This window comes from Pseudomonas sp. MIS38 (assembly GCF_019891575.1).
Lineage (GTDB): Bacteria > Pseudomonadota > Gammaproteobacteria > Pseudomonadales > Pseudomonadaceae > Aquipseudomonas > Aquipseudomonas putida_A.
In genome coordinates this window covers 142,446-168,993 of record NZ_JAFLXF010000001.1, presented here as the reverse complement: position 1 = coordinate 168,993, position 26,548 = coordinate 142,446, and the positions used below count along the sequence as shown (strand labels likewise).

Genomic DNA, 26,548 nt, shown 5'->3' with positions numbered 1-26,548 from the left:
ATCTGGAGAACAGCAGTGTCTGGAGGGGGGCTGCTTCGCAGCCCATCGGGGATAAATCCCCTCGCCACAATCAGAACACCGAGACGTAATCGCCCAGCTCGACCTGTACCGATTTGATGCGTGTGTAGTTGGTCAGCGAGCTGATGCCGTTTTCACGGCCCACGCCCGACTGCTTGTAACCGCCAACCGGCATCTTCGCGTCGGACTCGCCCCAGGCGTTGATCCAGCAGATACCGGCTTCCAGTTGATGAATCACGCGGTGCGCGCGGTTCAGGTCTTTGGTGACGATACCGGCGGCCAGGCCGAAGTCGGTGTCGTTGGCGCGGCGGATCACTTCTTCTTCGGTCTCGTAGGAGAGGATCGCCATCACCGGGCCAAAGATTTCTTCACGAACGATGGTCATTTCGTCGGTGCAGTCGGTGAACACGGTCGGCGCGACGAAGGCGCCTTTGGCGAATTCACCGTCGGTCAGGCGCTCGCCGCCGCACAGCACGCGGGCACCTTCTTCTTTACCCTTGGCGATGTAACCGAGCACGCTTTCCATGTGGGCGAAGCTGACCAGCGGGCCGAAGTTGGTGTTTTCGTCTTCCGGGTTGCCGATGCGGATGCGCGCTACGCGCTCGACGATCTTGGCTTCGAAAGCGGCTTTCAGGTGGCTCGGTACGAACACGCGAGTGCCGTTGGTGCAAACCTGACCGGAGCTGTAGAAGTTGGCCATCATCGCGGTGTCGGCGGCGCGATCGAGGTCGGCGTCGTCGCAGATGATCAGCGGCGACTTGCCGCCCAGTTCCATGGTCACGTCTTTCAGCGACGAAGCCGAAGCGCTGGCCATGACTTTCTTGCCGGTGTCGGTGCCGCCGGTGAAGGAGACTTTCTCGATGCGCGGGTGCTCGGTCAGCCAGGTGCCGACTTCTCGGCCGCTGCCGGTCAGTACGTTGAACACGCCGTTTGGCAGGCCGGCTTCGGTGTAGATCTCGGCCAGTTTCAGGGTGGTCAGCGAGGTGACTTCGCTTGGCTTGAAGATCATTGCGTTACCGGCGGCCAGGGCCGGTGCGGATTTCCACAGCGCGATCTGGATCGGGTAGTTCCACGCGCCGATACCGGCGACCACGCCCAGTGGCTCGCGACGGGTGTAGACGAAGGAAGTGTCGCGCAGCGGAATCTGCTCGCCTTCGATCGCCGGCACCAGGCCTGCGTAGTATTCCAGCACGTCGGCGCCGGTGACGATGTCGACGTATTTGGTTTCGGAGAAGGCTTTACCGGTGTCCAGGGTTTCCAGAGCAGCCAGCTCATCGTTGCGCTCGCGCAGGATGTCGACGGCGCGACGCAGGATGCGCGAACGCTCCATGGCGGTCATCGCGGCCCAGATTTTCTGGCCCTTTTCAGCGCTGACCACAGCACGCTCGACGTCTTCCTTGGTCGCACGTTGCACTTGGGCGAGGACTTCACCGTTCGCCGGGTTGATGGCTTCGAAAGTGGCATCGCTGCCAGCGTCGGAGTACGCGCCATCGATGTAGAGTTTTTGCAGTTCGAAACGGGCCATAGTGTCCTCGCAAGTGCATTAGTGGTTGGCGTTGACCATCGCGGTGGTGCTGCGGTGGCGGTTCAGGGGCCGAGCGTTTTCTGTGTGCTCTAACTCACCTGCTTGGCCAATTGGAAATCCATGTATTCGTAAGCGATCTGTTGCGCCTGCGCGGTGTCGAAAGCGTCTCCCGACAGCGCGCCGCGCAACCACAAGCCGTCGATCAACGCTGCCAGTCCACGCGCGGCGCTGCGCGCATCTTCGAGCGGCAACACACGGCGGAACTCGCAGCACAGGTTGGAATACAGACGGTGATCGTTGATCCGCTGCAACCTGTGCAAAGACGGCTGGTGCATGCTGGTGGCCCAGAAGGCCAGCCAGGTTTTCATTGCCGGGCCATTGACCTGGCTGGCGTCGAAGTTGCCTTCGATGATCACCTGCAGATGCGCCCGTGGGCTGCTGTCTGCCAGCGCCTGCCGGCGCGCGGTGACGTTCTCGCTGAGGACGCTCATCAGATACCGCATCGTGGCGGCAATCAGGCCGTTCTTGTCCTGAAAGTAGTGACTGATGATGCCATTCGAGACACCGGCCAAACGGGCGATCAGCGCAATGCTGGCGTCCCCCATACCGACCTGATCGACCGCCTGCAACGTGGCTTCGATCAGTTGTTGGCGGCGGATGGGTTGCATACCGACCTTGGGCATCTTGCACATCTCCTTAGGCCTTCCGACGGGCGATAAACGCCTATCGGATTGAGGGCCAGTCTATTTTGTTTTGATTGAACGTTCAATCAACAAAGAATAAGATCTGCGACAAATCGTCGCTGCCTACAGATTTTTTCTGCTTGTAAATGGCGATAAAACGACATCCGAAAATGCTTGAAACCTGCGTGGGGCATGGCGCGGTTCGCTGTTCGATGGACGTGTTGAATGGGCAAGACGCTCGGGGCCAGGTTTCGGATGAACGTCCGCACAGCTTTGGCCACGAAAGCGATTCGCAACGCCATTTCGGCAGGTTCGGGCTTTTTTCGGGGTGTCTTTATATCACCCGCCGGTCGGCTGCCAACTAACCGATTGGTCGGGTTCCGTGTTGCCTTGTGTTCTTCTCTCGCACTGCCTGGAGCATTTGTGCCATGAGTTCTGCCTCTCTTATAAAGACCCCGCCCGAGAAGGTGACGGTCAACGGTTGGGTGTTTTACACCTCTACCGCGTTGATTCTGTTGTTGACCGCCATTCTGATCATCGCCCCGCAAGAGGCCGGCAGATTGTTGGGTATCGCTCAGGCCTGGTTGTCGCGCAGCTTCGGCTGGTACTACATGGTGGTGATCGCCGCCTACCTGGTGTTTGTGGTGGGCCTGGCGTTTTCCTCCTACGGCAAACTCAAACTGGGCAGCAAGGACGACACCCCGGATTTCAGCTACGGCGCCTGGGCGGGGATGCTGTTCTCGTCGGGTATCGGTATTTCGCTGCTGTACTTCGGCGCGTCCGAGCCGCTGGACCACTACTTCAATCCGCCGGAAGGCGCAGCGGCCACCAACCTGGCCGCGCGTCAAGCTGTACAGCTGACCTTCCTGCACTGGGGCCTGCACGGCTGGGCGATCTATGCACTGGTCGGTCTGGCCGTGGCGTACTTTGCCTACCGTCATAACCAGCCGCTGGCCTTGCGTTCGGCGCTGTATCCGCTGGTCGGCGAGCGTTGGGTCAAGGGCGCCGCCGGTCATGCAGTGGACGGCTTCGGCATGTTCGTGACCCTGCTGGGTCTGGTGACCAACCTGGGGATCGGCTCGTTGCAGGTGTCCTCGGGTCTGGAAAACCTGTTCGGCATGGAACACAGCAACACCAATCTGCTGATCGTGATCATCGTGATGAGCACCGTGGCGACCATCGCTGCCGTGTCCGGCGTGGAAAACGGCATTCGTCGTCTGTCCAACCTGAACATCGTGCTGTTCAGCGGTCTGCTGATTTTTGTCCTGCTGTTCGGCCCGACCCTGCACCTGCTCAACGGCTTCGTGCAGAACATCGGCGACTACCTCAACGGCGTGGTGCTGAAGACCTTCGACCTGTACGTCTATGAAGGTGACAGCGCCAAGTCCGACCGCTGGCTGGGCCTGTGGACCCTGTTCTACTGGGCGTGGTGGATTTCCTGGGCACCATTCGTCGGCATGTTCATCGCGCGTATTTCCCGTGGTCGTACCGTGCGTGAACTGGTCGCTGGTGTACTGCTGATCCCGTTGGGTTTCACCCTGGCGTGGCTGTCGATCTTCGGTAACTCGGCACTGGATCTGGTGATGAACCAGGGGGCGGTGGAGCTTGGCAAGACGGCGCTGGAACAACCGTCGATGGCGATCTACCAGTTGCTGGAACACTACCCGGCGTCGAAAGTCGTCATCGGTGTGTCGATCTTCGTCGGTTTCGTGCTGTTCCTGACCCCGGCCGACTCCGGCGCGGTGATGATGGCGAATCTGTCCTGCAAGGGCGGCAACGTTGATGAAGATGCGCCGCACTGGCTGCGGATCTTCTGGTCGGTGGTGATCACGCTGGTGACCATCGGTCTGCTGTTCGCCGGTAACTTCGAAGCCATGCAAACCATGGTGGTGCTGGCCGGTCTGCCGTTCTCGGTGGTGCTGGTGTTCTTCATGTTCGGCTTGCACAAGGCGATGCGTCAGGACGTGCAGATCGAACAGGAGCAGGCGCAACTGGCTGAGCGCGGTCGTCGTGGTTTCAGCGAGCGTCTGACGCAGCTGGATCTGCAACCGAGCCAATCGGTGGTGCAGCGTTTCATGGACAAGCAGGTCAGCCCGGCGCTGGAAGACGCTGCCGCACAAATGCGTGCGCAGGGTCTGGAAGTGCAGACGCTGCTGGGCAAATCCAAGCGCTGCATGGGCGTGCGCGTCGAGATGGAAGAGGGTAACCCTTTCGTCTACGAAGTGAGCCTGGACGGCTATCTGGCGACCCCGACCGAATCGGCCCAGTCCGATGAAGCTCGCCAGCGTTACTACCGCGCCGAGGTGTATTTGCACAACGGCAGCCAGGACTACGACCTGATGGGCTTCACGCAGGATCAGATCACACGCGATGTGCTCGATCAGTTTGAAAGCCATCGGCAGCTCCTTGGCCGGGTGTATAGCTAAGTTGTAGGTGGTGCGGTGTTTCTGTCTGAAGCACCGTGCCGCATTCTTCGCGAGCAAGCCCGCTCCCACATTGGAATGCATTTTAACTGTGGGAGCGGGCTTGCTCGCGAAGGGGCCATCAGCTCCAACGCTGAACGCCCTGTATTCCGATAAACAAAAACGCCGCGATCCTCTCGCGGCGTTTTTGTGTCTGTGGTTCTTACCCCAGGTTCTTGCCCAGCAACGCGTGATACAGCTCGCTGTCGCCCAGAATCCCCACCACATGGTTGTTGTCGTGCAGCACCAGTTTGTTGCCGGTCTGGTAGCGAATCTGCAGCGCATCGCGCATGCCGATGTTCGAGTCCACCAGTGTCGGCTTGCGCTCCAGCGCTTCCACTGCTTGCCCCGGTGCCCAGTTCTGCAGGTTCAGTACCGAACCGTTCTGCCGCGCACCCTTGATCGTGTTGCCTTCGGCCAGGTCCAGCCACGAATCGCCACCCGGGTCGAGGCATACCGAACCGTTGATGCGTTTGCAGTTGTCCAGCGTGCGCATCAGGCTGCGGCCACACAGGACGTTGAGCGGATTGGTGTGGGCCACGAAGGTGCGCACATAGTCGTCCGCCGGGTTCAGTACGATCTCTTCCGGCACGCTGTACTGGATGATCCGGCCGTCCTTCATGATCGCGATGCGGCTACCCAGTTTGAGTGCCTCGTCGAGATCGTGACTCACAAAAACGATGGTCTTGCTCAGCTTGCGTTGCAATTCCAGCAGTTCATCCTGCAGGCCCTGACGGATCAGCGGGTCGAGTGCCGAGAACGGTTCGTCCATCAGCAGAATGTCGGCGTCCATCGCCAGCGCCCGGGCCAGGCCGACACGCTGCTGCATGCCGCCGGAGAGTTCATCGGGCTTCTTGTTGCGCCATTGGGTCAGGCCCACCAGTTCGAGCTTGTCGTCGACCAGCTTGCGCCGTTCCTTTTCCGGTCGGCCCTGCATTTCCAGACCGAAGCTGATGTTCTCGCGCACCGTCAGCCACGGCATCAGGGCGAACTTCTGGAACACCATGGCGATGCGTTTGGTGCGCATCATTTTCAGTTCGGCCGGGGTGCAGGAAGCGATGTCGATCTGCTTGCCTTCGTGCTCGACGAACAGCTTGCCGCGACTCACGGTGTTGAGGCCGTTGATGCAGCGCAGCAGGCTTGACTTGCCGGAGCCGGACAGGCCCATCAGTACGCAGATCTCGCCCTTGTTGATGTCCAGACTGGCCTTTTCCACGCCGACGATCTGCCCGGTCTTTTTCAGGATCTCGCTGCGGGTCAAACCTTGATCGAGAAGTTTCAGTGCTTCGCGCGGATCCTTGGTGAAGATCACGTCAACGTTATCGAAGCGAATTATGCTCATGCGTCACCCCCTACTTTGGCGTCGGGTTGTTTGCAGATACGGTCGAGCATGATCGCCAGCAGTACGATCGCCAGGCCCGCTTCGAAGCCCAGGGCGATATCAGCAGTGTTCAGTGCGTTGACCACCGGTTTGCCGAGTCCGTCGGCGCCTACCAGTGCCGCGATCACCACCATCGACAGCGACAGCATGATGCACTGGGTGATGCCGGCAGCGATGCTCGGCATGGCGTGAGGCAGTTCGATCCGTGAGAGCAATTGGCGACGCGAGCAGCCGAAGGCCTTGCCGGCGTCCATCAGTTCTTGCGGGACATCGCGGATGCCCAGGTAGGTCAGGCGGATCGGCGCAGCGATGGCGAACACCACCGTGGAGATCAGGCCCGGCACCACACCCAACCCGAAGAGGGTCAGGGTAGGAATGAGGTAAACGAAGGTCGGTACGGTCTGCATCAGATCGAGTACCGGACGCATTAAAGTGTAGAACATCGGCTTGTGGGCGGCGACGATGCCCAACGGCACGCCGATGACCACGCAGACCAGGGTCGCGAACATGACCTGGGCGAGGGTTTCCATGGTTTCCTGCCAGTACCCCAGGTTGAGGATCAGCAGGAACGAGGCAATCACAAAAACAGTCAGCCCCCATTTGCGCTGGATGAAATGCGCGAGCAGGGCGATGAGGCCGATCAAGACAAAGGGATTGAACCAGGTCAGCGCAAACGTCACGCCGTGGATCATCGTTTCCAGTGTCACGGCGATTGCGTCGAAGGTGCTGGCGCCGTGTTGCGTCAACCATTCAACGAAGCCCGCGATGTACTGGCCTAAAGGGATTTTCTGATCAATCAGCATGGTAGTGAACGTCCGCATGCAAGGAATAAACAGCCCGGGCGAGCGAACTCGCCCGGCGTAAGGCAATTACTGTGCGAGCTTGGCTTTCACGGCCTCCAGGCCTGGTTTACCGTCAATGGTGGTCACGCCAGCGAGCCAGGTATCGAGCACCTGAGGGTTCTTTTTCAGCCAGGCCTTGGCGGCCGCTTCAGGCTTCATCTTGTCGTCGAGGATGTTGCCCATCAGGGTACTTTCCATGTCGACGGTGAACTCCAGGTTCTTCAGCAACTGACCGACGTTGCTGCATTCGGTGGTGTAGCCCTTGCGGGTGTTGGTCGCCACGGTGGCAGCACCGAAATCGGGGCCGAAGAAGTCATCGCCGCCGGTCAGGTATTGAATCTTGAAGCGCTTGTTCATCGGGTGCGGCGCCCAGCCGAGGAAGACCACGGCGGTGTCGCGTTTCTGCGCGCGGTCGACCTGCGAGAGCATGCCCGCTTCGGACGATTCGACGACCTTGAAGCCGGCGGTTTTCAAACCGAAAGCGTCCTTGTCGATCATGCTCTGGATCAGGCGGTTGCCGTCGTTGCCAGGCTCGATGCCGTAGATCTTGCCATCGAGCTCTTTCTTGAATTTGGCGATGTCGGCGAAGTCATGCAGTCCCTTGTCGTACAGGGCTTGCGGTACGGCGAGGGTGTACTTGGCACCTTTGAGATTGGTGCGCACCACTTCGACGGTGCCGGCATCGCGGTAGGCCTTGATGTCGTTTTCCATGGTCGGCATCCAGTTACCGAGGAACACGTCCATATTCTTGCCGTCGGCCAGCGACTTGTAGGTCACGGGCACGGAGATCATGGTGGTCTTGGTCTTGTAGCCGAGGGCGTCGAGCACCACCGAAGTGGTGGCGGTGGTGGCGGTGATGTCGGTCCAGCCGACATCGGAGAAATTTACGGTACTGCACTGCGCCGGTTCTGCAGCTTGCGCCAGTAACGGCAGACTCAGCATGGCGGCCAACAACAACGACGGGGAACCTTTCATGGATGGACTCCTTGGTGTTTTTTTTGGCAGTGTTCCGACTGTGGACCACCGCACTTATAGGTTGCGGTTGGATGGCGTTCTGGAGACAGCTCTACCACGGCGCCTTGCAATCGAGTCATAACGATCATGTACCAGTGAAAATCTGACGCCTACAGGGTGGGTCGTATCCAGTACAGGGATGGTCGCATCCAGTGTCAGTGACGTCGTTTACAGCTTTTTTCCGCCCCGTTTGGCCATCTGAACCGCATAAAAACGGCGAAAACACGGGAGGAAACCGGCACGGCGTTGGTGGGCATGAGTGCGTCGGTGTCAGACGCCGAGCGACCTGACAAAAGCCTGATGATGCGGGCATTCCGGCGGATCGCAGCTTGAGCGTAGCAGCTCCGCCAGCGGGCGCTTAACGCCCGGGAACGGCATCCTCAGGAGCTCTGCAGCAATGGCTATCAGCGTTTTCGACCTGTTCAAAATCGGCATCGGCCCGTCCAGTTCCCACACCGTCGGCCCGATGCGCGCCGCCGCCCTGTTTGTCGAAGCGCTGCGCGACCGGCACCTGCTGGAGCAGGTACGGCGTATAGAAGTGCAACTGTTCGGCTCGCTGTCGGCTACCGGCATCGGTCACGGCAGCGACAACGCGGTGATCATGGGCCTGATGGGCGAGTGGCCGGACGCAATCGACCCGTCGCAGATCGGCCCGCGCATTCAGGCGCTGCGCGAAACTCACACGCTGTTATTGGATGGTCGTCTGTCGGTGCCGTTTATATGGGCTCGCGACATGCGCCTGATCGACGAGAACCTGCCGTTCCATCCCAACGCCATGACTCTGGTTGCCGAAGGCGATCACGGCGAGATTCATCGCGACACCTACTACTCGGTCGGTGGTGGTTTCGTGGTGGATCAGGCGCAGGCATCCAGCGGTGTGGTCGATCTGGATCGCACCGAATTGCCTTATGACTTTTCCAGCGCGGTGGAACTGCTGCAGCTGTGCCAAAAGAACAACCTGCGCGTCGCCGAACTGATGATGGCCAACGAAAAGGTCTGGCGCAGCGAAGAGGAAATCCGTGCCGGGCTGATGAAGCTGTGGCGGGCGATGCAGGATTGCGTCGAGCAGGGCCTCAAGCACGAAGGCATCCTTCCCGGCGGTCTCAATGTGCGCCGGCGCGCGGCCAAGTTGCATCGCAGCCTGCAGGAGTTGAACAAGCCCAACGTGATCGGCTCGACCCTCAGTGCCATGGAGTGGGTCAACCTGTATGCCCTCGCGGTCAATGAAGAAAACGCTGCCGGCGGGCGCATGGTCACGGCGCCGACCAATGGCGCGGCGGGGATCATCCCGGCGGTGTTGCACTACTTTATGAAGTTCAGCGAAGCGGTCACCGACGCCAACGTGGTCGACTACTTCCTGGGCGCGGCGGCGGTGGGGATTCTGTGCAAGAAGAACGCCTCGATCTCCGGTGCCGAAGTCGGCTGCCAGGGCGAGGTCGGCTCGGCCTGCGCGATGGCGGCGGCGGGGCTGGCGGAGATCCTCGGTGCCACTCCGGAGCAACTGTGCAACGCGGCGGAAATCGGCCTGGAACATAACCTCGGCCTGACCTGCGATCCGGTCGGCGGCCTGGTGCAGGTGCCGTGCATCGAGCGCAACGCAATTGCCGCTGTGAAGGCGATCAACGCGGCGCAGATGGCCCTGCGTGGTGATGGTCAGCACTTCATCTCGCTGGACCGGGTGATCCGCACCATGCGTGATACCGGCGCCGATATGCATGACAAATACAAAGAGACCTCGCGGGGTGGGTTGGCGGTCAGTGCGGTTGAGTGCTGAATCAGCAATACCGAGTGGAATTCTTCGCGAGCAAGCCCGCTCCCACATTGGAACCGGGTGTTCACAAATTCTGTGTTCACTGTAGATCCATTGTGGGAGCGGGCTTGCTCGCGAAGAGGCCAGACCAGTCAAAACTGCTCGCTAACGGAACACACATAACCGCAGGCGCCACCTTTTAGCGCGTCGCAATCAGATAAGAGCTTTTCCCACTCGCAGTGCGCCATTCGCACTCCCTGCCGTCCGTCACCCGTGCTTGCGGTGACACTCTGAAACAACTGCGCGCAAGCCCGTTCCCACAAGTGCTACCGATCTGCTCACAGGCAGCGGGGCAGGGCTCTCGGCGCCGCTGATGGCACTTCGAAACACCGTGTGTCCGACGTCTTGAATAGACACGTCGCGACGTCGTTTTCAGGAGTTATTGAACAGCCATTCAATTTTAGGCATGGCAATTGCTCTGTCATAACAAAGCCCGTCTCCCACGCGAGAACGCCGGCAATAACAAGAGCCTCCGCCTGAGGCCATCACCCGCTTTGTGTGAGGAGATACCGCGATGACGTCGTTCAACTCCGGGGCCCAACCCCAGAACCGTGCGCCTCAATCCATCGGCTTTCTGCTGCTGGACAATTTCACGCTGATTTCTCTGGCCTCCGCAGTCGAGCCCCTGCGCATGGCCAACCAATTGTCCGGTCGTGAGCTGTATCGCTGGAGCACCCTGACCGTCGATGGCGGCCAGGTGTGGGCCAGTGACGGTCTGCAAATCACCCCCGATGCCTCCATGCACAAAGCTCCGCCCCTGGACACCGTGATCGTCTGCGGCGGGATCGGCATTCAACGCACCGTGACCCGTGAACACGTCTCGTGGCTGCAAAGCCAGGCCCGTCAGTCCAAGCGTCTGGGCGCGGTGTGCACCGGCAGTTGGGCTTTGGCTTGCGCCGGTCTGCTCGACGGGTTCGATTGCAGCGTGCACTGGGAATGTCTGGCGGCGATGCAGGAAGCTTTCCCGCGTGTGGCGATGAGCACTCGCCTGTTCACCCTCGACCGTAACCGTTTCACCAGCTCCGGCGGCACCGCGCCATTGGACATGATGCTGCACCTGATCAGCCGCGATCATGGGCGTGAGCTGTCCGCCGCGATCTCGGAAATGTTCGTTTACGAACGCATCCGCAACGAGCAGGATCATCAGCGTGTGCCGCTCAAGCATATGCTCGGCACCAACCAGCCGAAGCTGCAGGAAATCGTCGCGCTGATGGAAGCCAATCTGGAAGAGCCGATCGACCTCGACGAACTGGCGGTGTACGTCGCCGTGTCGCGTCGACAGCTGGAGCGGCTGTTCCAGAAATACCTGCACTGCTCGCCGTCGCGCTACTACTTGAAGCTGCGCCTGATCCGCGCGCGGCAGTTGCTCAAGCAAACGCCGATGTCGATCATCGAAGTGGCGTCGGTGTGTGGTTTCGTCTCGACGCCGCACTTCTCCAAGTGCTACCGCGAATACTTCGGCATTCCGCCGCGTGACGAACGCGTAGGCTCCAACACCACCCAGCAAGTGGCGATGCTGCCGCTGCCGCAGGCGATCGTGATGTCGCCGCTGTCGGGGCCGATGTCGGCGTTGAGTCAGGCGCGTAATGAGTCGACGTTTGCCAGCGTAAGGCTGTAGACCGGAAAGTTTTTGTGGCGAGGGAGCTTGCTCCCGCTCGGGCGCGAAGCGCTCGTTAAACCTGCGAATGCGATTTATCTGGAATAGAGCATCTGCCGGTTTGGGGCCGCTTCGCGGCCCAGCGGGAGCAAGCTCCCTCGCCACAGTTGCTCGTCAGGCGCTGTGGGTCTGTTGGTATTGCGCCAACGCCGGCAACAACTGTTTGTCGATCGCCTGGCGCACCGCAGGCTGGATACTGGCGCCGCTGGTGTACATGTCCTTGACCATCTTGCGCAATTCAAACGCGCGAACATTGTCCAGACCGCGCACCGCACACTCACAGGCCTGCTCGGCAGTCGAGCCGCTCGGCACTTGAAAACCCAATGCCTTGAGCTGGCCCAACAAGTCTTCCTGATCGATCAAATCGGCATACATCATGGCGCGCTTCCTTCTTCGGCAACGGAGGTCGTGACTCGATTCTGGTGGGCATGTGGAGGCACGGCAAGGGCGATTTGTCGCAGTGGCCGCGACGGCTATGAACAGGTCGTTTTCGGCTAACTCAGTGCCAAGGGGAGTCGGCACACTGACCTCAGCTCGCTACACGACGGTTTGGTCACCCTCGACTGGCAGCTCCTCAACAGTACCCTCTGCCCCGATCCTGTCACGGCTTGTATCGGGGCTTTTTTTGCCTGTGAATCCGGGAGTGGGGTGTGGTTGGCGCTGACGCCTTCGCGAGCAAGCCCGCTCCCACATTTGAAATGCATTCCAGTGTGGGAGCGGGCTTGCTCGCGAAGAACGATGACGCGGTTTACCGTTGCAACACCAGAATCCGCGACAACAACTCATCCCGATCGATGTAGCAACCCTGGAAATGCCGCGCCCCGGTCGCTGGATCAAACGCATTGCGCGCATGCAGCGTGCGGCGGTTATCGAAGCACCACAGCTCCCCCGGATTGAGTCGCTGCATCAGCCGAAATCGTGGCTCGCGGGTCATCGCAATCAAGCGCCGATAGGCCCGGTACAGCAGCGGCATCTGCTCCACCGATGTATCGAATGCGCCGCGCAAAAAGTTCGCCATGCGAATCTCCGCAACCCGGCCCAGCGCATCCAGCGCAATGATCGGCGCCAGGCAACGATAGTCGCTGTGGCGGTCCTTGTTGCGAAACTCCACGGGGATTTCGCACAGCGCCTGGAACAGCTCCGGTGCTTCCTGACGCAAAGCATCGGCAATCGCAAAACCGTCGACAAAAATACTCTCGCCACCCTCGGCATCATTCACCAGGCAATGTAGAAACTGCAGCCCCGGTTGCAGCTCGCGAGTCGGCAAGTCCGTGTGCAACGGCAGGTTGAAAGCGGTGTAGGCGTTGCTGTCGGCATCGGCCTTGGACTGCACGTTGAACAGCACGCCGAAGTTGCTCTCGCGGATGAACGAAATGCGCTGCGCGATCAGCTTCAGCGAACCCGGCTCGGTGGGCACGCCGCGTACTTGCGTCAGGCCGAGGTCGCGCACCGCGATCAGCCATTGCAGCAGCGCGCCGTTGTCGTTCATCAGCGCTGAATATTCGAATACCGGTAGCTGCAAATCGCTGCGCCACAGGTAAGCCTTGGGTTTGGCGGCCAGACGTTCGGCGCGGGACTCGTCGTCATAGGCGTGCGCACGCAGCCAGCCCGGATCGAAGCGACTGCGATGGCCATCCTGCCAGTCGATCTGCAGACAGCCGTCGCTGTCGATGTGCGCGTTGGCTGGGGCCAGATCCGGCGCGGCATCGACGATCTCGAATACCTGCTCACGGGTGACGTTGTAGACGCACTGCTCGCACGGGCAGTTATCTCGCAACCAGACGTGATGGAACGGGCTGACGCGGCCGTCGGCCCAGGCAATCGACACGCGATCCGCCAGGTTCTGCACGCCGCTCAGCGCGCTGGTCAACGGATAAGTACGGAAATCGGCAACAGCAGCAGCGGTGTGCATGGCGGCTCCTTGCGTGGGAGGGATTAACGGGCGGGTGGCAGAGCGATGACGCGGCCGATGTAAGCCGGGACGGGCAGATCGACTTGCTCGGCGGCGATGGCTTGCAGGCGGCTCAAGGTGTCCGGGGTGAACGGCGCGGAACGTGGGCCGGCGAGATCGACGTGCAACAGCATCTGCTCGTTACCGGCCAGTTCCTTGTCGTCGCCGGCCAGGTGCAGGCTGTGATAGAGGTGCAGGCGTTTGCTGTCGTGACCGATGATCTGCGTGCGCACCTCGACCTCGGCGTCGAGCTTCACTTCGTGCAGGTAATTCAGGTGCAGTTCAAGGGTAAACAGCGAGTGGCCGCTGGCTTCGCGGTTGTTGCTGTCCATGCCGAGACGGTCCATCAGCGCGTCGGTGGCGTAGCTGAAAATCAGCAGGTAGAAGGCGTCGCGCAGATGGCCGTTGTAGTCGACCCAGTCGGGGATGATGGTGGTTTGGTAGGTGGTGAGAGTGGGCATGATGTCAGATCCAACATTAATAGTGACTGGGCTGCCGTCTTCGCGAGCAAGCCCGCTCCCACATTGGAATGCGGTCACCTGTGGGAGCGGGCTTGCTCGCGAAGGGGCCGGAACTGCTGAGCAAGGATCACTCGCTGAAACTCATCCCGTGCTTTTCCTTGGTGGTCTTCACCGCCTCCAGCACCGCCAGCAGGCAATCATCACGATAGCGCTCCAGCGCGGAAATGCTGTGGCGGCCGAGCTGGTCGCTGGTGCCATCGACCACATCGTCGATCAGCTTGTCGGTCAGTTCCGGTGCCGGCAGATAGGTCCACGGCAACTGCAACGCCGGGCCGAACTGCGACATGAAGTGACGCATTCCGGCATCGCCACCCGCGAGGGTGTAGGTCAGGAAGGTACCCATGAATGACCAGCGCAGACCGGCGCCAAAGCGGATCGCGTCGTCGATCTCGCCAGTCGTCGCCACGCCGTCGTTGACCAGGTGCAGCGCCTCACGCCACAGCGCTTCGAGCAGACGGTCAGCGATGAATCCCGGTACTTCCTTGCGCACATGCAGCGGACGCATGCCGAGTGATTCGTAGACTTTCATTGCCGCTTGTATAGCTTCCGGTGCGGTGTTCTTGCCACCGACCACTTCCACCAGCGGCAACAGGTAAACCGGATTGAACGGATGGCCGACCACGCAGCGTTCCGGGTGGGTCGAGCTCTCGTAGAACTCGCTCGGCAACAGGCCGGAAGTGCTCGATCCGATCAAGGCATCAGGCTTGGCCGCTGCGCTGATTTTGCTGTGCAGATCGAGTTTCAGCTTGAGGCGTTCCGGGGCGCTTTCCTGAATGAAATCGGCATCGCGCACGCATTCTTCGATGGTCGCGACAAAACGCAGACGATCCTGCGAAGCACCGGGCGCCAGACCGTTTTTCTCCAACGCGCCCCAGGCATTGGCCACGCGTTTGCGCAGCGCGGCTTCAGCGCCAGGCGCCGGATCCCAGGCCACCACGTCGAGGCCATGGGCGAGGGCACGCGCGACCCAGCCGCTGCCGATGACACCGCTGCCGAGGGCGGCGAAGGTTTTGATGTCGGTGATAAAGCTCATGGTGATTTCCTGAAAGAATTCGCAGAACCCTGTGGGAGCGGGCTTGCTCGCGAAGAGGCCGGTACATCCCACGCATCTTTATGGGCAGAGCCACCGCCTTCGCGAGCAAGCCCGCTCCCACAGGGGGGAAATGAGTGATGATTTAGCCGCGCTGGGTCAGGCCCATCTTTTTGCGGCCCTCAGCCGGGGTCAGCACGCGAGCGCCGAGGCGGCTGAGTATCTCGCTGGCGCGTTCGACCAGTTGACCGTTGGTCGCCAGCACCCCCTTGTCCAGCCACAGGTTGTCTTCCAGACCAACCCGCACGTTGCCGCCGAGCAGCACCGCTTGCGCGGCCATCGGCATCTGCATGCGGCCGATGCCGAACCCGGCCCACACCGCATCGGCCGGCAGGTTGTCGACCATGGCTTTCATGGTGGTGGTGTCGGCCGGCGCACCCCACGGGATGCCCAGGCACAGCTGGAACAGCGGGTTGTCGAGCAAGCCTTCCTTGATCATCTGCTTGGCGAACCACAGGTGGCCGGTGTCGAAAATTTCCAGCTCGGCCTTCACCCCCAGCTCGGTGATGCGCTTGGCGCCGGCGCGCAGTTGCGCCGGGGTCGAGACGTAAATGGTGTCGCCGTCGCCAAAGTTCAGCGTGCCGCAATCGAGGGTGCAGATTTCCGGCAGCAACTCTTCAACGTGGGCCAGACGGGTCAGCGGGCCGACCAGATCGGTGTTCGGGCCGAACTCCATCGGGTGCTCGCCGGCACCGATCTCCAGGTCGCCGCCCATGCCGGCGGTGAGGTTGACGATGATGTCGACGTCGGCCTCACGGATGCGCTCCATCACTTCGCGGTACAGCGCCACGTCACGGCTGAACTTGCCGGTCTGCGGGTCGCGCACATGGCAATGCACAACGGTGGCGCCGGCCTTGGCCGCTTCTACGGCCGCCGCTGCAATCTGTTTCGGAGTGACCGGCACGTGGGGGCTCTTGGCGGTCGTGTCGCCAGCACCGGTGAGTGCGCAGGTGATGATGACGTCGTGGTTCATGGTGCGGTTTCCTTCAGGCGTGATGGGTCTGTTCGCAGCCCTTTTCGGGGCTGCGAAGCGTCGGTCAGTCCCCTCTCCTCGGGGAGAGGGTTAGGGTGAGGGGCTTTTCAAACGGGGGTTATTTACTGGTCAGTTGCAGGTTTTCAGCGGCCGGTTTGCCGTCGAACGTGGTTACACCTTCTAGCCAGCGCTGCTTGTCTTCGGGGTGATCCTTGAGCCATTGCTTGGCCGACTCGAAGGCGTCCTTGTGATCGAGCAGCGGTTGCATCATCCGGCTCTCGTCTTCGGCGGTGAACGTCAGGTTGCTCAGCAGGCGACCGACGTTCGGGCACTGTTCGGCGTATTTCGGCGCGGTGACAGTCCACACTGTGGCCATGCCTTCGTTCGGGCCGAGGGCGTCTTCGCTGCCAGTGAGGTAAGTCATCTTGACGTTGACGTTCATCGGGTGCGGCGCCCAGCCGAAGAACACCACGGCCTCCTTGCGGCGTACGGCGCGGTCAACGGCGGCGAGCATCCCGGCTTCGCTGGACTCGACCAGCTGGAATTTGCCGAGACCGAACTGGTTCTTGGTGATCATCGCCTTGATCTGCGTGTTGGCGCCCGAGCCCGGTTCGATGCCGTAGATCTTGCCGCCCAGTTCCTTCTCGAACTTGGCGATGTCGGCGAAAGTCTTCAGGCCCTTGTCGGCCAGATAAGTCGGCACGGCGAGGGTGGCGCGGGCGTCCTTCAGGCTTGGTGCCGGCAGGACTTTGACCTGGTTGGCATCGACGAACGGGGTGATGGTCTGGGTCATCAGCGGGTTCCAGTAGCCGAGGAACAGGTCCAGACGCTGATCGCGGATCCCGGCGAAGATGATTTGCTGGGAGGCGCTGGTTTGTTTGGTGCTGTAGCCGAGGCCGTCGAGCAGGACCTGGGTCATGGCACTGGTGGCGATCACGTCGGTCCAGTTGACGACGCCCATGCGCACGTTCTGGCACGACGCAGGTTCGGCCGCCATGACGCTGGCGCTCAAGAAAGCGGTACCGCTGAGTGCAAGAACACAGCTGCTGATCAGTCGTTTCATGTCGGGTTCCTCGGCAGGTCGTTATTGTGAGTTCCGGCATCTGGCGTGCCGGTGATGCCAAGTTACGCAGCAACGGCCCCGTGAAAGCGCACTGCGGCGACTGGCATTTGCACTGTAGCGACCTGTGCGCTTGAACGCTGATGACAATCGGCGTATCAACGTTCCACGCTACCCGCTAACCGAGTGCGCCCATGTCCCAGGATTTCTACTTTCTGCTGATGCCGGGGTTTTCCGCCATCGGCTTTATCTCCGCGATCGAACCGCTGCGGGTGGCCAACCGCTTTCGTGGCGAGCTGTACCGCTGGCACGTGCTCAGCGCCGATGGCGGGGCAGTGCTGGCGAGCAATGGCATGTCGGTCAACGCCGACGCGGCGCTGGAGCCGCTCAAGAAAGGTGCGACGCTGTTAGTGGTGGCCGGATTCGAACCGCTGAAGTTCGCCACGCCAACCCTTGAGCACTGGCTGCGCCGCCTGGACAACGAAGGCGTGACCCTCGGTGCCATCGACACCGGCAGTTTCGTCCTCGCCGAAGCCGGCCTGCTCGACGGCCATCGCCTGACCCTGCACTGGGAAGCCATCGATGCGTTCAAGGAGTCTTATCCACAGCTCAGCGTGACTCAGGAACTGTTCGAGATTGACCGGCGGCGTATCACCTCGGCGGGCGGCACGGCGTCCATCGACTTGATGCTCGATCTGATCGCCCAGGCCCACGGCCCGCAACTGGCGATTCAGGTCAGCGAACAATTCGTGCTGGGGCGGATTCGTCCGCGCAAGGACCACCAGCGCATGGAAGTCGCCACGCGCTACGGCATCAGCAACAAGAAGTTGGTGCAAGTGATTGGCGAGATGGAGCAACACAGCGAACCACCGCTGACCACGCTGCAACTGGCGGAATCGATCAAGGTCACGCGGCGGCAGCTGGAGCGCTTGTTTCGGCTGCATCTGAACGATACGCCGAGCAATTTTTATCTGCGTCTGCGATTGGAAAAGGCCCGGCAGCTGTTGCGCCAGACCGATATGAGCGTGCTCGAAGTCAGTATCGCCTGCGGGTTTGAATCGCCGTCGTATTTCACCCGCAGTTATCGAGCGAGGTTCGCTCGCTGTCCCCGCGAAGACCGCCGTACCGCCCAAGCTTGAATGGATGCACACAAAACCAATGTGGGAGCGGGCTTGCTCGCGAAAGCGGAGTGTCAGTCGAAACATGAGTTGACTGATCCACCGCATTCGCGAGCAAGCCCGCTCCCACATTTTTGATCTTCAGTGTCTGAAGAAAAGGTTACTTCTTCACCAACGCCGAACACGCCGCCTTGTAAGCCTCATGCTGATACTTGTTCAACGTCCCCGGCAGCTCGAAATTGTGCTTCTTGGCCTGCGCATTGATCGTCTGCGGCGACAATAGCGTCACCTCACACCCATCCAGCAACTGAAACACCCCCTCGATCTTGAACGTGGTCGGCCCACCGGCAAACTCGCCCTTCTTGCTGCGCTTCTTGATCGCAATCCGATCAATCGAATGCTCGCGCACAAACGAAGCGACCTGCGCCGCGAAGCGTTTGACGTTGGCTGCCTCGTCATCATCGTCGAGGGCGATTTTCTTGGTGTTGAGCGCCACATGGCTCAGCGTTGCCCCGTCAAGGGAGGCCACGGCGATGATCGCTTCGCTGCCTTTGATTTCGATGCCGCAGATGTTCATGGGATTTCCTTTGAATGAAGAGGGCAGCCTACAACTCAAGCTGATTGGCCGTGATGCCGAACGCCGCTGCAATTTTCTCGCGGGTTGCCTTGCGTGGCTTCGCTACCGTCTCCTGTTGAGCGAACGCCGGCTGGGAAATTCCCAGACGTTTCGCCACTTCTTCCTGAGTCAGGTTCAGGTGTTCGCGCCAGGCACGGATCGGTGTCGCCCCGTCGACCATTCGACTGACCACCTCATGCGGGATCAGATCGGGCTGCAATTTCTGCGCAACGTATTGAGCGTAGGGAATGACTACGAAGGCGGGGTTGCCTTCGGCATCATTGATGATTTGGATGTCAGTAGGTGCGTTCATCGCGTTTTTTGACCTCTTGAATACTGACCACTTTGATTGCGCCTTCCCAGTCGAACATGACTCGATAATTGCCAACGCGCAGGCGGTAGGCATAGTCATGGCCAATCAGTGCTTTGACATTGCCAACATCAGGCATGTCGGCAAGCGCCGTGACGGCATCTCTAACCTGTCCCTGATGAACGGTGTGCAATTTCAAGAGTTGCTTAACGGCCTTTCGCGTCCAGTGGATGCTGTTCATGGAAGAATATAAGTCTTTTATAAGATTCGCGAATCTTTGCTTATGCTTCTTCGGAGGCCAATCAACAATCGTTGACAGCATGTTGCGTGAAAGGCCCGCAGCTTCGGGCGTTCAAGAAATTTGTGTAGGCGAGGTCGGAGTACTTTGTAGGAAGAGGGGATAGTGCGGCTGAAAGCTGGAGGCAGTTCCAGCTTTCAGCGGAACATTCAGGATCATTCCTGCCCAATCGACTCCAAAAACTCCGACCGTTCGTCACTCATCCGTGCCACACAGTCATTCTGCGCAATCTTGAACGCCTTGCTGCCTTCGGTGGCGGGGAATGCTTCCACGGCGCAATCGGCGTCGCGGGTTTTCAACCATTGTTGCTGGGCGGTTTTCAGTTTGGCGGTGATGTCGGCCAGTTGCGCTGCGTTTTTACCGTAGGTGGCCTGCATGCGTTCGTTGAGGCTGGCGTAGTTGTCTTTGAGCAGGTCTTCGGCAGTGGTGCGGCTGTAGGTCGAGCATTCCAGGGTCTGGACGTCGTTTTCCACCGCGTCGCACGGGTTGTTGTCGGTCTCTTCGGCGGCGTGTACGCCGGTCGCCATCAGTGCCAAAGCCAGGAAGATCGATTTCATTGTAGTCGCCCTTCATTTGATAATAAAACGAATTCTCGCCTATGTAGGTCGTGTTGAACAGCGGATGACTGTCGAAGAATAATGATATGTTGATTAATTCCGAGAATCTTATATCAAGTGTTAAGGTTGTTTGGTGGGCATTTTAGGGTTCCCAATCAATAGCTAGATTTTTTAGCAACTCTTCATTAATGTTCATTGCGTTTTCTTCGATCACAACCACTGAACTAAGTGGTCCTGTTTGGAATATGGTGATATTAGTTATTCCGTGTAGCTCGGTAATTGATTTTACTAGTTGGCAGCCTAGGCATGAGCAATTTTCGCGGTTACAAGTGCTTGAAAGTAAGAAGGCTGCTTCGCTCTTTTGGTTTTTTAGGATATGTGTATGTGTGTTGTCATCATTCGTCAGTGTGTGAAGAACGAATTTTGCGTTTTCTAGCTTCCATAAATCAAAGTCCTGAATGATTGTGCCTTTCAAAAGCTCTGAATTTTTGCTGAAGACCGGATCAACTAATGCGTGCTGATTATTATCTATGGCGGTCATCATGGTGTCGTCAAACTGCATGTCTGTTTCTATTATTTTTATATTGTATGATGGAGGGGTTAAGTCTATGGAGCCCCAGTTGGCAAGGAACTTACCAAGGGTTAAAGGATTTGTTATAAAAAATATGGTGTCATTGAATAGTATCTGTTTGTCGTCTAAAGTTGTTAGAGTTATGAGAGGTGTGTAGTAGTTTTCGCAGGTGTCATAGATGCTTGATATTCCTCTGGTATAGGTTGAACGTTCAAATTTTATGCATTCTATTACTTCTACGGCTCCCGGAAGTGATGCGAGAATCTGATTTTTGGTGCTAAATACTTCGCCGTTTTCAGAGTAGCAAAGTGGGTCGTTTTTTAACTTGGCATCAACTATCCATTTGTTTAGTTTTTTGCATGCAAGATCGGCATTTTCGGACGTGAAGCGATGCACTTTTCCGCGCTGCAGTATGAACTTTACAGATTCGTCTGCTAACGTTACTTTTATGCACTGGCTGCCAGTGCTGGATGCTGCATCTGAGTTCCAAAGTACATTTTTTATTGGTTCGCTAACGTTGGGGTAACCACTCCAAAGTGCTTGACCTCTTGTTAGTGCTGAGAACCAGACTTTATAATCGAAATTCTTCAGTTCAGGGTATTTCTCTATGCCTGGATTTAAAGAGACTCCTAGTACTCTATCGGAAGCTCTCTGGCATTCTTTATGGATGATTCCAACATCAAAGGGCAGGTGTTCCTCACTTATCTCAATATTCAATGCATTGTGTGACAGCCCTTTACCACAGTGCATACATTTCGAAGGGTCGCTATTATCGAGCATCTTTTTGCGGACTTTTTCGGAATGCGCTACTGCAATTCTGTCATTGTTGTAGTTGTGTAAGTTTTCGCTTTCCACTATTGTAAGTTTTTTACTTTCATTCCACTCTCGGTCAAGGAGGAATCTTTCTGCGCCGGTAAAGGTAGCAAATCGTCCATGTAGTTTATGTATGGAGTTATCTGCTAATTTAACGGTGGATTCGTTGAATTTTAAGTATTGCAGTCCGTTTTCATCGAAGCGAGGAAGCGATATTAGTGTGAGCTCTGTATACGAGTGTGGCGTGTTGATTAAAATGACTTCATACCCAGAGCAGATGTTGTATTTGTCAGGGTCGAATTTGAAGTTGAAATTGCTTTCAGTCTTTTGTTCTTGTTTGAGTTGATTGGGTAGGTCATGTATGAATTGATCTAGTAAGCTCTTGATTCCGGGCAAGTCCACAGACTGTCTGTGCTTTGACCATGTTAGGGTTTTGGCGATAATCATCCCCCAAATTAACTCCGGTGCCGAAGAGAATTTGCTTGCTATAGAAGTGAGAAAGGAGTTTTCATACATTCCGCCATTCTCGATGCTAAGTTCGATGATGTATATTTTTTTAATAAGTTTCTGCTTTTCTAATGGTGTTAGCTCCGGTATTTTATTTTCTGAGCATGCCATGTTTATACATTTGTAGAGTGTTTCTTTAACTTCTTGTTCGCTGCCTGAAAGTGGATTTGAAGTGGAGTCGCTAAAATTTAGTCGAGTTGATTTTGTTATTTTTTTTAGTTCGTTTAGGATTTTTCTTGAAGTGTCACTGCTCGTTACAATACAAAAGCAATCGTTTGGATTTTGGGATGTTTGGTTTTGCTTGACAAATTGCGTTATTGTTTTGTAAAAGTCGGACTGTTTGCTTTCTGATAATGAAAGCTTTCGCTTTACCTGTAGATAGCTTTTAGCTGTTTCATGTGTAAGTACGATGTCATCAATCGAGTCGGCAGTTTCAAATGATACTTTTGTAATATTTGTTAGGTTGTCGCGATCAAGAACTCTCCTGCAATCTAGGTCAAGAGCCATTGAAAGTGTAAAGAAGGCTGCAATTCGTTGCTGGAAATCAATTCCACTATTAGTGGCTGAACCGCCACCAGAATTCTCTGCCATTTTTTAGATTCTCCCTGAGTTTAAGGAGTTATTCTAATTACGAAACCATGATTTTTCCATATTGCTTTTTGCCCTGTAGCTATTGAAAAACTTCACGACGGCTCACGGTTTGGGGGGCAGGTAGACTGATTTTTCGAAATTCGGCTCACTACTAGCCGTTTAGCCACGTTTCGCGAGTCGACCGGTTGGGTCCATCGGGTATTGCCGATTTTTTTGGTCACATATGAATTCCTTTGTCGCGGATTGACGCTTTCGGCAATTCCCCTGTCGTTTTTGCACCCGGTCGCCCCGGCACCGAGGCATATGCTGGCCCCAAAGCGCCGGCAGACGATTCGGCGCATGAATCGCCAATAAGGGGACGCCTGATGAGCCCAGCCGAATTACACGCCGACAGCATCGTTATCGACGGTCTGATCATTGCCAAATGGAACCGCGAGCTGTTCGAAGACATGCGCAAGGGCGGTCTGACGGCGGCCAACTGCACTGTGTCGGTGTGGGAAGGCTTTCAGGCGACCGTGAACAATATTGCCGCCAGCCAGAAGCTGATCCGCGAAAACAGTGACCTGGTGATGCCGGTGCGCACCACCGCCGACATCCGCCGCGCCAAGGAGCAGGGCAAGACCGGCATCCTTTTCGGCTTCCAGAACGCCCACGCGTTCGAAGACCAGATCGGCTATGTCGAGGTGTTCAAGCAGCTCGGCGTCGGCATCGTGCAGATGTGCTACAACACCCAGAACCTGGTCGGCACCGGTTGCTACGAGCGTGACGGCGGCCTGTCGGGCTTCGGTCGCGAAATCGTCGCCGAGATGAACCGCGTCGGCGTCATGTGCGACCTGTCCCACGTCGGCTCCAAGACGTCCGAAGAAGTCATCCTCGAATCGAAAAAACCGGTCTGCTATTCCCACTGCCTGCCGTCGGGTCTGAAAGAGCACCCACGCAACAAGTCCGATGCTGAACTGAAGTTCATTGCTGACCACGGCGGTTTTGTCGGCGTGACCATGTTCGCGCCATTCCTCGCCAAGGGCATCGATTCGACCATCGACGATTACGCCGAAGCCATCGAATACACCATGAACATCGTCGGCGAAGACGCCATCGGCATCGGCACCGACTTCACCCAGGGTCACGGCCAGGACTTCTTCGAATACCTGACCCACGACAAGGGCTACGCCCGTCGTCTGACCAGCTTCGGCAAGATCATCAACCCGCTGGGCATCCGCACCGTCGGCGAGTTCCCGAATCTGACCGAAACCCTGCTCAAGCGCGGCCACTCCGAGCGTGTGGTGCGCAAGATCATGGGCGAGAACTGGGTCAACGTCCTGAAAGACGTCTGGGGCGAGTAACGCTTACTCAAGACCGCCGCCGATCTGCCCCCTCTCCCTCGGGGAGAGGGCTGGGGTGAGGGCTGCGGCCAACACTGAATCTAAATTTTTCTGGAGTTAAGTTTCCATGGCCAAGATCGCCCCGCAATTGCCAATCGAAGTCGACAGCGAGACCGGTGTCTGGACCTCCGACGCCCTGCCGATGCTGTACGTGCCGCGTCACTTCTTCGTCAACAACCACATGGGCATCGAGGAAGTGCTGGGCGCCGAAGCCTACGCCGAGATCCTCTACAAGGCTGGCTACAAGTCGGCCTGGCACTGGTGTGAAAAAGAAGCCGAATGCCACGGCCTGGAAGGCGTCGCGGTGTTCGAGCACTACATGAAGCGCCTGTCGCAACGCGGTTGGGGCCTGTTCAAGATCCAGGACATCGACCTCGACAAAGGTACCGCCAGCGTCAAGCTCGAACACTCGGCATTCGTCTATGTGTACGGCAAGGTCGGGCGCAAGGTCGATTACATGTTCACTGGCTGGTTTGCCGGCGCCATGGATCAGATTCTTGAGGCGCGCGGCAGCAAAATTCGCACCGTTGCCGAGCAAGTCTACGGTGGCTCCGAAGAAGGCCACGACGACGGCCTGTTCACCGTCAAGCCGTTGTAAGTCGAGGAACCCGCCATGGCTTTCGAAGCAATGTTCCAGCCGATCCAGATCGGCAAACTGACCATCCGCAACCGCGTGCTCAGCACCGCGCACGCTGAGGTCTACGCGACTGACGGTGGCATGACCACCGAGCGCTACGTCAAATACTACGAAGAGAAAGCCAAGGGCGGCATTGGCCTGGCGATCTGCGGCGGTTCGTCGGTGGTCGCCATCGACAGTCCGCAGCAATGGTGGAGTTCGGTCAACCTGTCCACCGACCGGATCATTCCGCACTTCCAGAATCTGGCCGACGCCATGCACAAGCACGGCGCCAAGATCATGATCCAGATTACCCACATGGGCCGACGCTCGCGTTGGGATGGTTTCCACTGGCCGACCCTGATGTCGCCGTCGGGTATCCGTGAACCGGTGCACCGTGCGACCTGCAAGACCATCGAGCCGGAAGAAATCTGGCGGGTGATCGGCAACTACGCGCAAGCGGCGCGTCGCGCCAAGGCCGGTGGCCTGGACGGCGTCGAGCTGTCGGCCGTACACCAGCACATGATCGACCAGTTCTGGAGCCCGCGCGTCAACAAGCGTACCGACGAATGGGGTGGCAGCTTCGAAGGCCGGATGAAATTCGGCCTGGAAGTGCTGAAAGCCGTGCGCGCCGAGGTCGGTGACGATTTCTGCGTGGGCATGCGTATCTGCGGTGACGAGTTCCACCCGGACGGTCTGTCCCACGAGGACATGAAGCAGATCGCCAAGTATTACGACGACACCGGCATGCTCGATTTCATCGGCGTCGTCGGCTCGGGTTGCGACACCCACAACACCCTGGCCAACGTGATTCCGAACATGAGCTATCCGCCGGAGCCGTTCCTGCACCTGGCGGCCGGGATCAAGGAAGTGGTCAAGGTGCCGGTGCTGCACGCGCAGAACATCAAGGACCCGAACCAGGCCACGCGCATACTGGAGGGCGGTTACGTCGACATGGTCGGCATGACCCGCGCGCACATCGCCGACCCGCACCTGATCGCCAAGATCAAGATGGGCCAGATCGACCAGATCAAACAGTGCGTCGGTGCGAACTACTGCATCGACCGTCAGTATCAAGGTCTGGACGTGCTGTGCATCCAGAACGCCGCGACCTCCCGTGAATACATGGGCGTGCCGCACATCATCGAGAAGTCCACAGGCGTCAAACGCAAAGTGGTGATCGTTGGTGCCGGCCCGGCCGGGATGGAAGCAGCACGCGTCTCTGCCGAGCGTGGCCACGACGTGACCCTGTTCGAGAAGAAAGAATTCATCGGTGGGCAGATCACTACCGCGTCGAAAGCGCCGCAGCGCGACCAGATCGCCGGCATCACCCGCTGGTTCCAGCTGGAGCTGGCGCGGCTGAAAGTCGACCTGCGTCTGGGCACTGCGGCCGATGCGGCAACCATTATGGATCTGCGTCCGGACGTGGTGGTGCTGGCGGTCGGTGGGCATCCGTTCCTTGAGCAGAACGAACACTGGGGCGCCGCCGAAGGGTTGGTAGTCAGCAGCTGGGACGTGCTCGACGGCAAGGTCGCGCCGGGCAAGAACGTGCTGGTCTACGACACCATTTGCGAGTTCACCGGGATGTCGGTCGCCGACTTCCTCGCCGACAAGGGCAGCCAGGTCGAGATCGTTACCGACGACATCAAACCGGGCGTGGCCATCGGCGGTACATCGTTCCCGACTTACTACCGCAGCATGTACCCGAAAGAAGTGATCATGACCGGCGACATGATGCTGGAAAAGGTCTACCGCGAAGGCGACAAGCTGGTGGCGGTGCTGGAGAACGAATACACCGGCGCCAAAGAGGAGCGGGTGGTCGATCAGGTGGTGGTGGAAAACGGCGTGCGTCCGGATGAGGAAATCTACTACGCGCTCAAAGAGGGTTCGCGCAACAAGGGCCAGATCGACGTGGAAGCGCTGTTCGCGATCCAGCCGCAGCCATCGTTGAGCAGCACCGGTGACGGCTACTTGCTGTTCCGCATCGGCGACTGCGTGGCGCAGCGTAATACCCACGCTGCGATCTACGACGCCCTGCGGTTGTGCAAAGACTTCTAAGGACTTGCACATGACCCCTGTGGGAGCGGGCTTGCTCGCGAATGCATTCTGTCAGTTCTGCATGAGTTGACTGATCCAGCGCTTTCGCGAGCAAGCCCGCTCCCACAGTAATGTAGACCGTGTT

Annotated in this window: 23 protein-coding genes; 7 read left to right on the top strand and 16 right to left on the bottom strand. The window is 58.3% G+C overall.

Annotation, left to right across the window (positions count from 1 at the left end; genetic code table 11):
* Positions 1 to 70: 70 nt before the first annotated feature.
* Together betB and betI are read right to left on the bottom strand one after the other, a co-directional pair.
* Positions 71 to 1,543, bottom strand: coding sequence for a betaine-aldehyde dehydrogenase (gene betB, locus J1G18_RS00715; protein WP_027610639.1), 1,473 nt, complete (start codon positions 1,541 to 1,543; stop codon positions 71 to 73).
* An 89-nt stretch (positions 1,544 to 1,632) separates the two neighbouring features.
* Positions 1,633 to 2,226: a transcriptional regulator BetI gene (betI, locus tag J1G18_RS00710; protein ID WP_223006941.1), complete on the bottom strand. Its 594-nt coding sequence runs from the start codon at positions 2,224 to 2,226 to the stop codon at positions 1,633 to 1,635.
* Between the two features lie 428 nt (positions 2,227 to 2,654).
* Here betI and betT point away from each other — a divergent pair, with 428 nt between their 5' ends.
* Complete coding sequence (gene betT / locus J1G18_RS00705) at positions 2,655 to 4,652, top strand: choline BCCT transporter BetT (protein WP_210556465.1); 1,998 nt, start codon at positions 2,655 to 2,657, stop codon at positions 4,650 to 4,652.
* Between the two features lie 199 nt (positions 4,653 to 4,851).
* On the opposite strand, the gene choV is transcribed toward betT, so the two are convergent.
* The 3 genes from choV to J1G18_RS00690 all read right to left on the bottom strand — a co-directional run bounded on the left by choV (position 4,852) and on the right by J1G18_RS00690 (position 7,886).
* Positions 4,852 to 6,030: a choline ABC transporter ATP-binding protein gene (gene choV, locus J1G18_RS00700; RefSeq protein WP_007962646.1), complete on the bottom strand. Its 1,179-nt coding sequence runs from the start codon at positions 6,028 to 6,030 to the stop codon at positions 4,852 to 4,854.
* Positions 6,027 to 6,872, bottom strand: coding sequence for a choline ABC transporter permease subunit (choW, locus tag J1G18_RS00695; protein WP_007962645.1), 846 nt, complete (start codon positions 6,870 to 6,872; stop codon positions 6,027 to 6,029). The genes choV and choW overlap by 4 nt, the downstream gene beginning before the upstream one ends.
* Before the next feature lie 66 nt (positions 6,873 to 6,938).
* A complete protein-coding gene (locus tag J1G18_RS00690) occupies positions 6,939 to 7,886 on the bottom strand; it encodes a choline ABC transporter substrate-binding protein (RefSeq protein ID WP_027610641.1) in 948 nt (315 codons plus the stop codon).
* A 436-nt stretch (positions 7,887 to 8,322) separates the two neighbouring features.
* On the opposite strand from J1G18_RS00690, the gene J1G18_RS00685 reads away from it, so the two are divergent.
* Complete coding sequence (locus J1G18_RS00685; protein WP_223006940.1) at positions 8,323 to 9,699, top strand: L-serine ammonia-lyase; 1,377 nt, start codon at positions 8,323 to 8,325, stop codon at positions 9,697 to 9,699.
* A gap of 550 nt (positions 9,700 to 10,249) precedes the next feature.
* Complete coding sequence (locus J1G18_RS00680) at positions 10,250 to 11,353, top strand: GlxA family transcriptional regulator (RefSeq protein ID WP_007949927.1); 1,104 nt, start codon at positions 10,250 to 10,252, stop codon at positions 11,351 to 11,353.
* A gap of 153 nt (positions 11,354 to 11,506) precedes the next feature.
* On the opposite strand, the gene J1G18_RS00675 is transcribed toward J1G18_RS00680, so the two are convergent.
* From J1G18_RS00675 to J1G18_RS00650, 6 genes are all read right to left on the bottom strand, one after another.
* On the bottom strand, positions 11,507 to 11,770 hold the full coding sequence (locus J1G18_RS00675) for a hypothetical protein (protein WP_103304375.1): 264 nt from the start codon (positions 11,768 to 11,770) through the stop codon (positions 11,507 to 11,509).
* A gap of 370 nt (positions 11,771 to 12,140) precedes the next feature.
* Positions 12,141 to 13,304, bottom strand: a complete 1,164-nt coding sequence (locus J1G18_RS00670) for a gamma-butyrobetaine dioxygenase (RefSeq protein WP_223006939.1) — start codon at positions 13,302 to 13,304, stop codon at positions 12,141 to 12,143.
* Positions 13,305 to 13,327: 23 nt separating this feature from the next.
* Positions 13,328 to 13,804 (bottom strand): thioesterase family protein, encoded by a 477-nt coding sequence (locus J1G18_RS00665; RefSeq protein WP_098966000.1) that lies wholly within the window; start codon positions 13,802 to 13,804, stop codon positions 13,328 to 13,330.
* Positions 13,805 to 13,931: 127 nt separating this feature from the next.
* The gene (locus tag J1G18_RS00660; RefSeq protein ID WP_223006938.1) at positions 13,932 to 14,897 is read right to left on the bottom strand and encodes an L-carnitine dehydrogenase; all 966 of its coding nucleotides are present in this window, start codon (positions 14,895 to 14,897) and stop codon (positions 13,932 to 13,934) included.
* A gap of 142 nt (positions 14,898 to 15,039) precedes the next feature.
* Positions 15,040 to 15,927: a 3-keto-5-aminohexanoate cleavage protein gene (locus J1G18_RS00655; protein ID WP_086793588.1), complete on the bottom strand. Its 888-nt coding sequence runs from the start codon at positions 15,925 to 15,927 to the stop codon at positions 15,040 to 15,042.
* Positions 15,928 to 16,045: 118 nt separating this feature from the next.
* Positions 16,046 to 16,990, bottom strand: a complete 945-nt coding sequence (locus tag J1G18_RS00650) for a choline ABC transporter substrate-binding protein (protein WP_098965995.1) — start codon at positions 16,988 to 16,990, stop codon at positions 16,046 to 16,048.
* Between the two features lie 191 nt (positions 16,991 to 17,181).
* On the opposite strand from J1G18_RS00650, the gene J1G18_RS00645 reads away from it, so the two are divergent.
* Entirely contained in the window at positions 17,182 to 18,126 is a 945-nt protein-coding gene (locus J1G18_RS00645) for a GlxA family transcriptional regulator (protein ID WP_095121415.1), read from the top strand.
* 139 nt (positions 18,127 to 18,265) lie between these two features.
* On the opposite strand, the gene J1G18_RS00640 is transcribed toward J1G18_RS00645, so the two are convergent.
* The 5 genes from J1G18_RS00640 to J1G18_RS00620 form a co-directional block, all read right to left on the bottom strand.
* Positions 18,266 to 18,682 carry a DUF3010 family protein gene (locus J1G18_RS00640; protein WP_064589572.1) on the bottom strand — a complete coding sequence of 139 codons (417 nt, stop codon included), beginning with the start codon at positions 18,680 to 18,682 and terminating at the stop codon, positions 18,266 to 18,268.
* 28 nt (positions 18,683 to 18,710) lie between these two features.
* A complete protein-coding gene (locus tag J1G18_RS00635; protein WP_098965992.1) occupies positions 18,711 to 19,034 on the bottom strand; it encodes a helix-turn-helix domain-containing protein in 324 nt (107 codons plus the stop codon).
* Positions 19,018 to 19,272 carry a type II toxin-antitoxin system RelE family toxin gene (locus J1G18_RS00630; protein ID WP_098965990.1) on the bottom strand — a complete coding sequence of 85 codons (255 nt, stop codon included), beginning with the start codon at positions 19,270 to 19,272 and terminating at the stop codon, positions 19,018 to 19,020. The genes J1G18_RS00635 and J1G18_RS00630 overlap by 17 nt, the downstream gene beginning before the upstream one ends.
* A gap of 212 nt (positions 19,273 to 19,484) precedes the next feature.
* Positions 19,485 to 19,886: a lysozyme inhibitor LprI family protein gene (locus tag J1G18_RS00625; RefSeq protein WP_223006937.1), complete on the bottom strand. Its 402-nt coding sequence runs from the start codon at positions 19,884 to 19,886 to the stop codon at positions 19,485 to 19,487.
* A gap of 142 nt (positions 19,887 to 20,028) precedes the next feature.
* Positions 20,029 to 22,368: a hypothetical protein gene (locus J1G18_RS00620; protein ID WP_223006936.1), complete on the bottom strand. Its 2,340-nt coding sequence runs from the start codon at positions 22,366 to 22,368 to the stop codon at positions 20,029 to 20,031.
* Between the two features lie 365 nt (positions 22,369 to 22,733).
* Between J1G18_RS00620 and J1G18_RS00615 the strand changes: the two genes are divergently transcribed.
* The 3 genes from J1G18_RS00615 to dgcA all read left to right on the top strand — a co-directional run bounded on the left by J1G18_RS00615 (position 22,734) and on the right by dgcA (position 26,424).
* Positions 22,734 to 23,711: a dipeptidase gene (locus J1G18_RS00615; RefSeq protein WP_007962626.1), complete on the top strand. Its 978-nt coding sequence runs from the start codon at positions 22,734 to 22,736 to the stop codon at positions 23,709 to 23,711.
* Positions 23,712 to 23,817: 106 nt separating this feature from the next.
* Positions 23,818 to 24,348 (top strand): DUF5943 domain-containing protein, encoded by a 531-nt coding sequence (locus J1G18_RS00610; protein WP_008083165.1) that lies wholly within the window; start codon positions 23,818 to 23,820, stop codon positions 24,346 to 24,348.
* Between the two features lie 15 nt (positions 24,349 to 24,363).
* Positions 24,364 to 26,424 (top strand): dimethylglycine demethylation protein DgcA, encoded by a 2,061-nt coding sequence (dgcA, locus tag J1G18_RS00605; RefSeq protein WP_047596497.1) that lies wholly within the window; start codon positions 24,364 to 24,366, stop codon positions 26,422 to 26,424.
* Positions 26,425 to 26,548 lie beyond the last annotated feature (124 nt).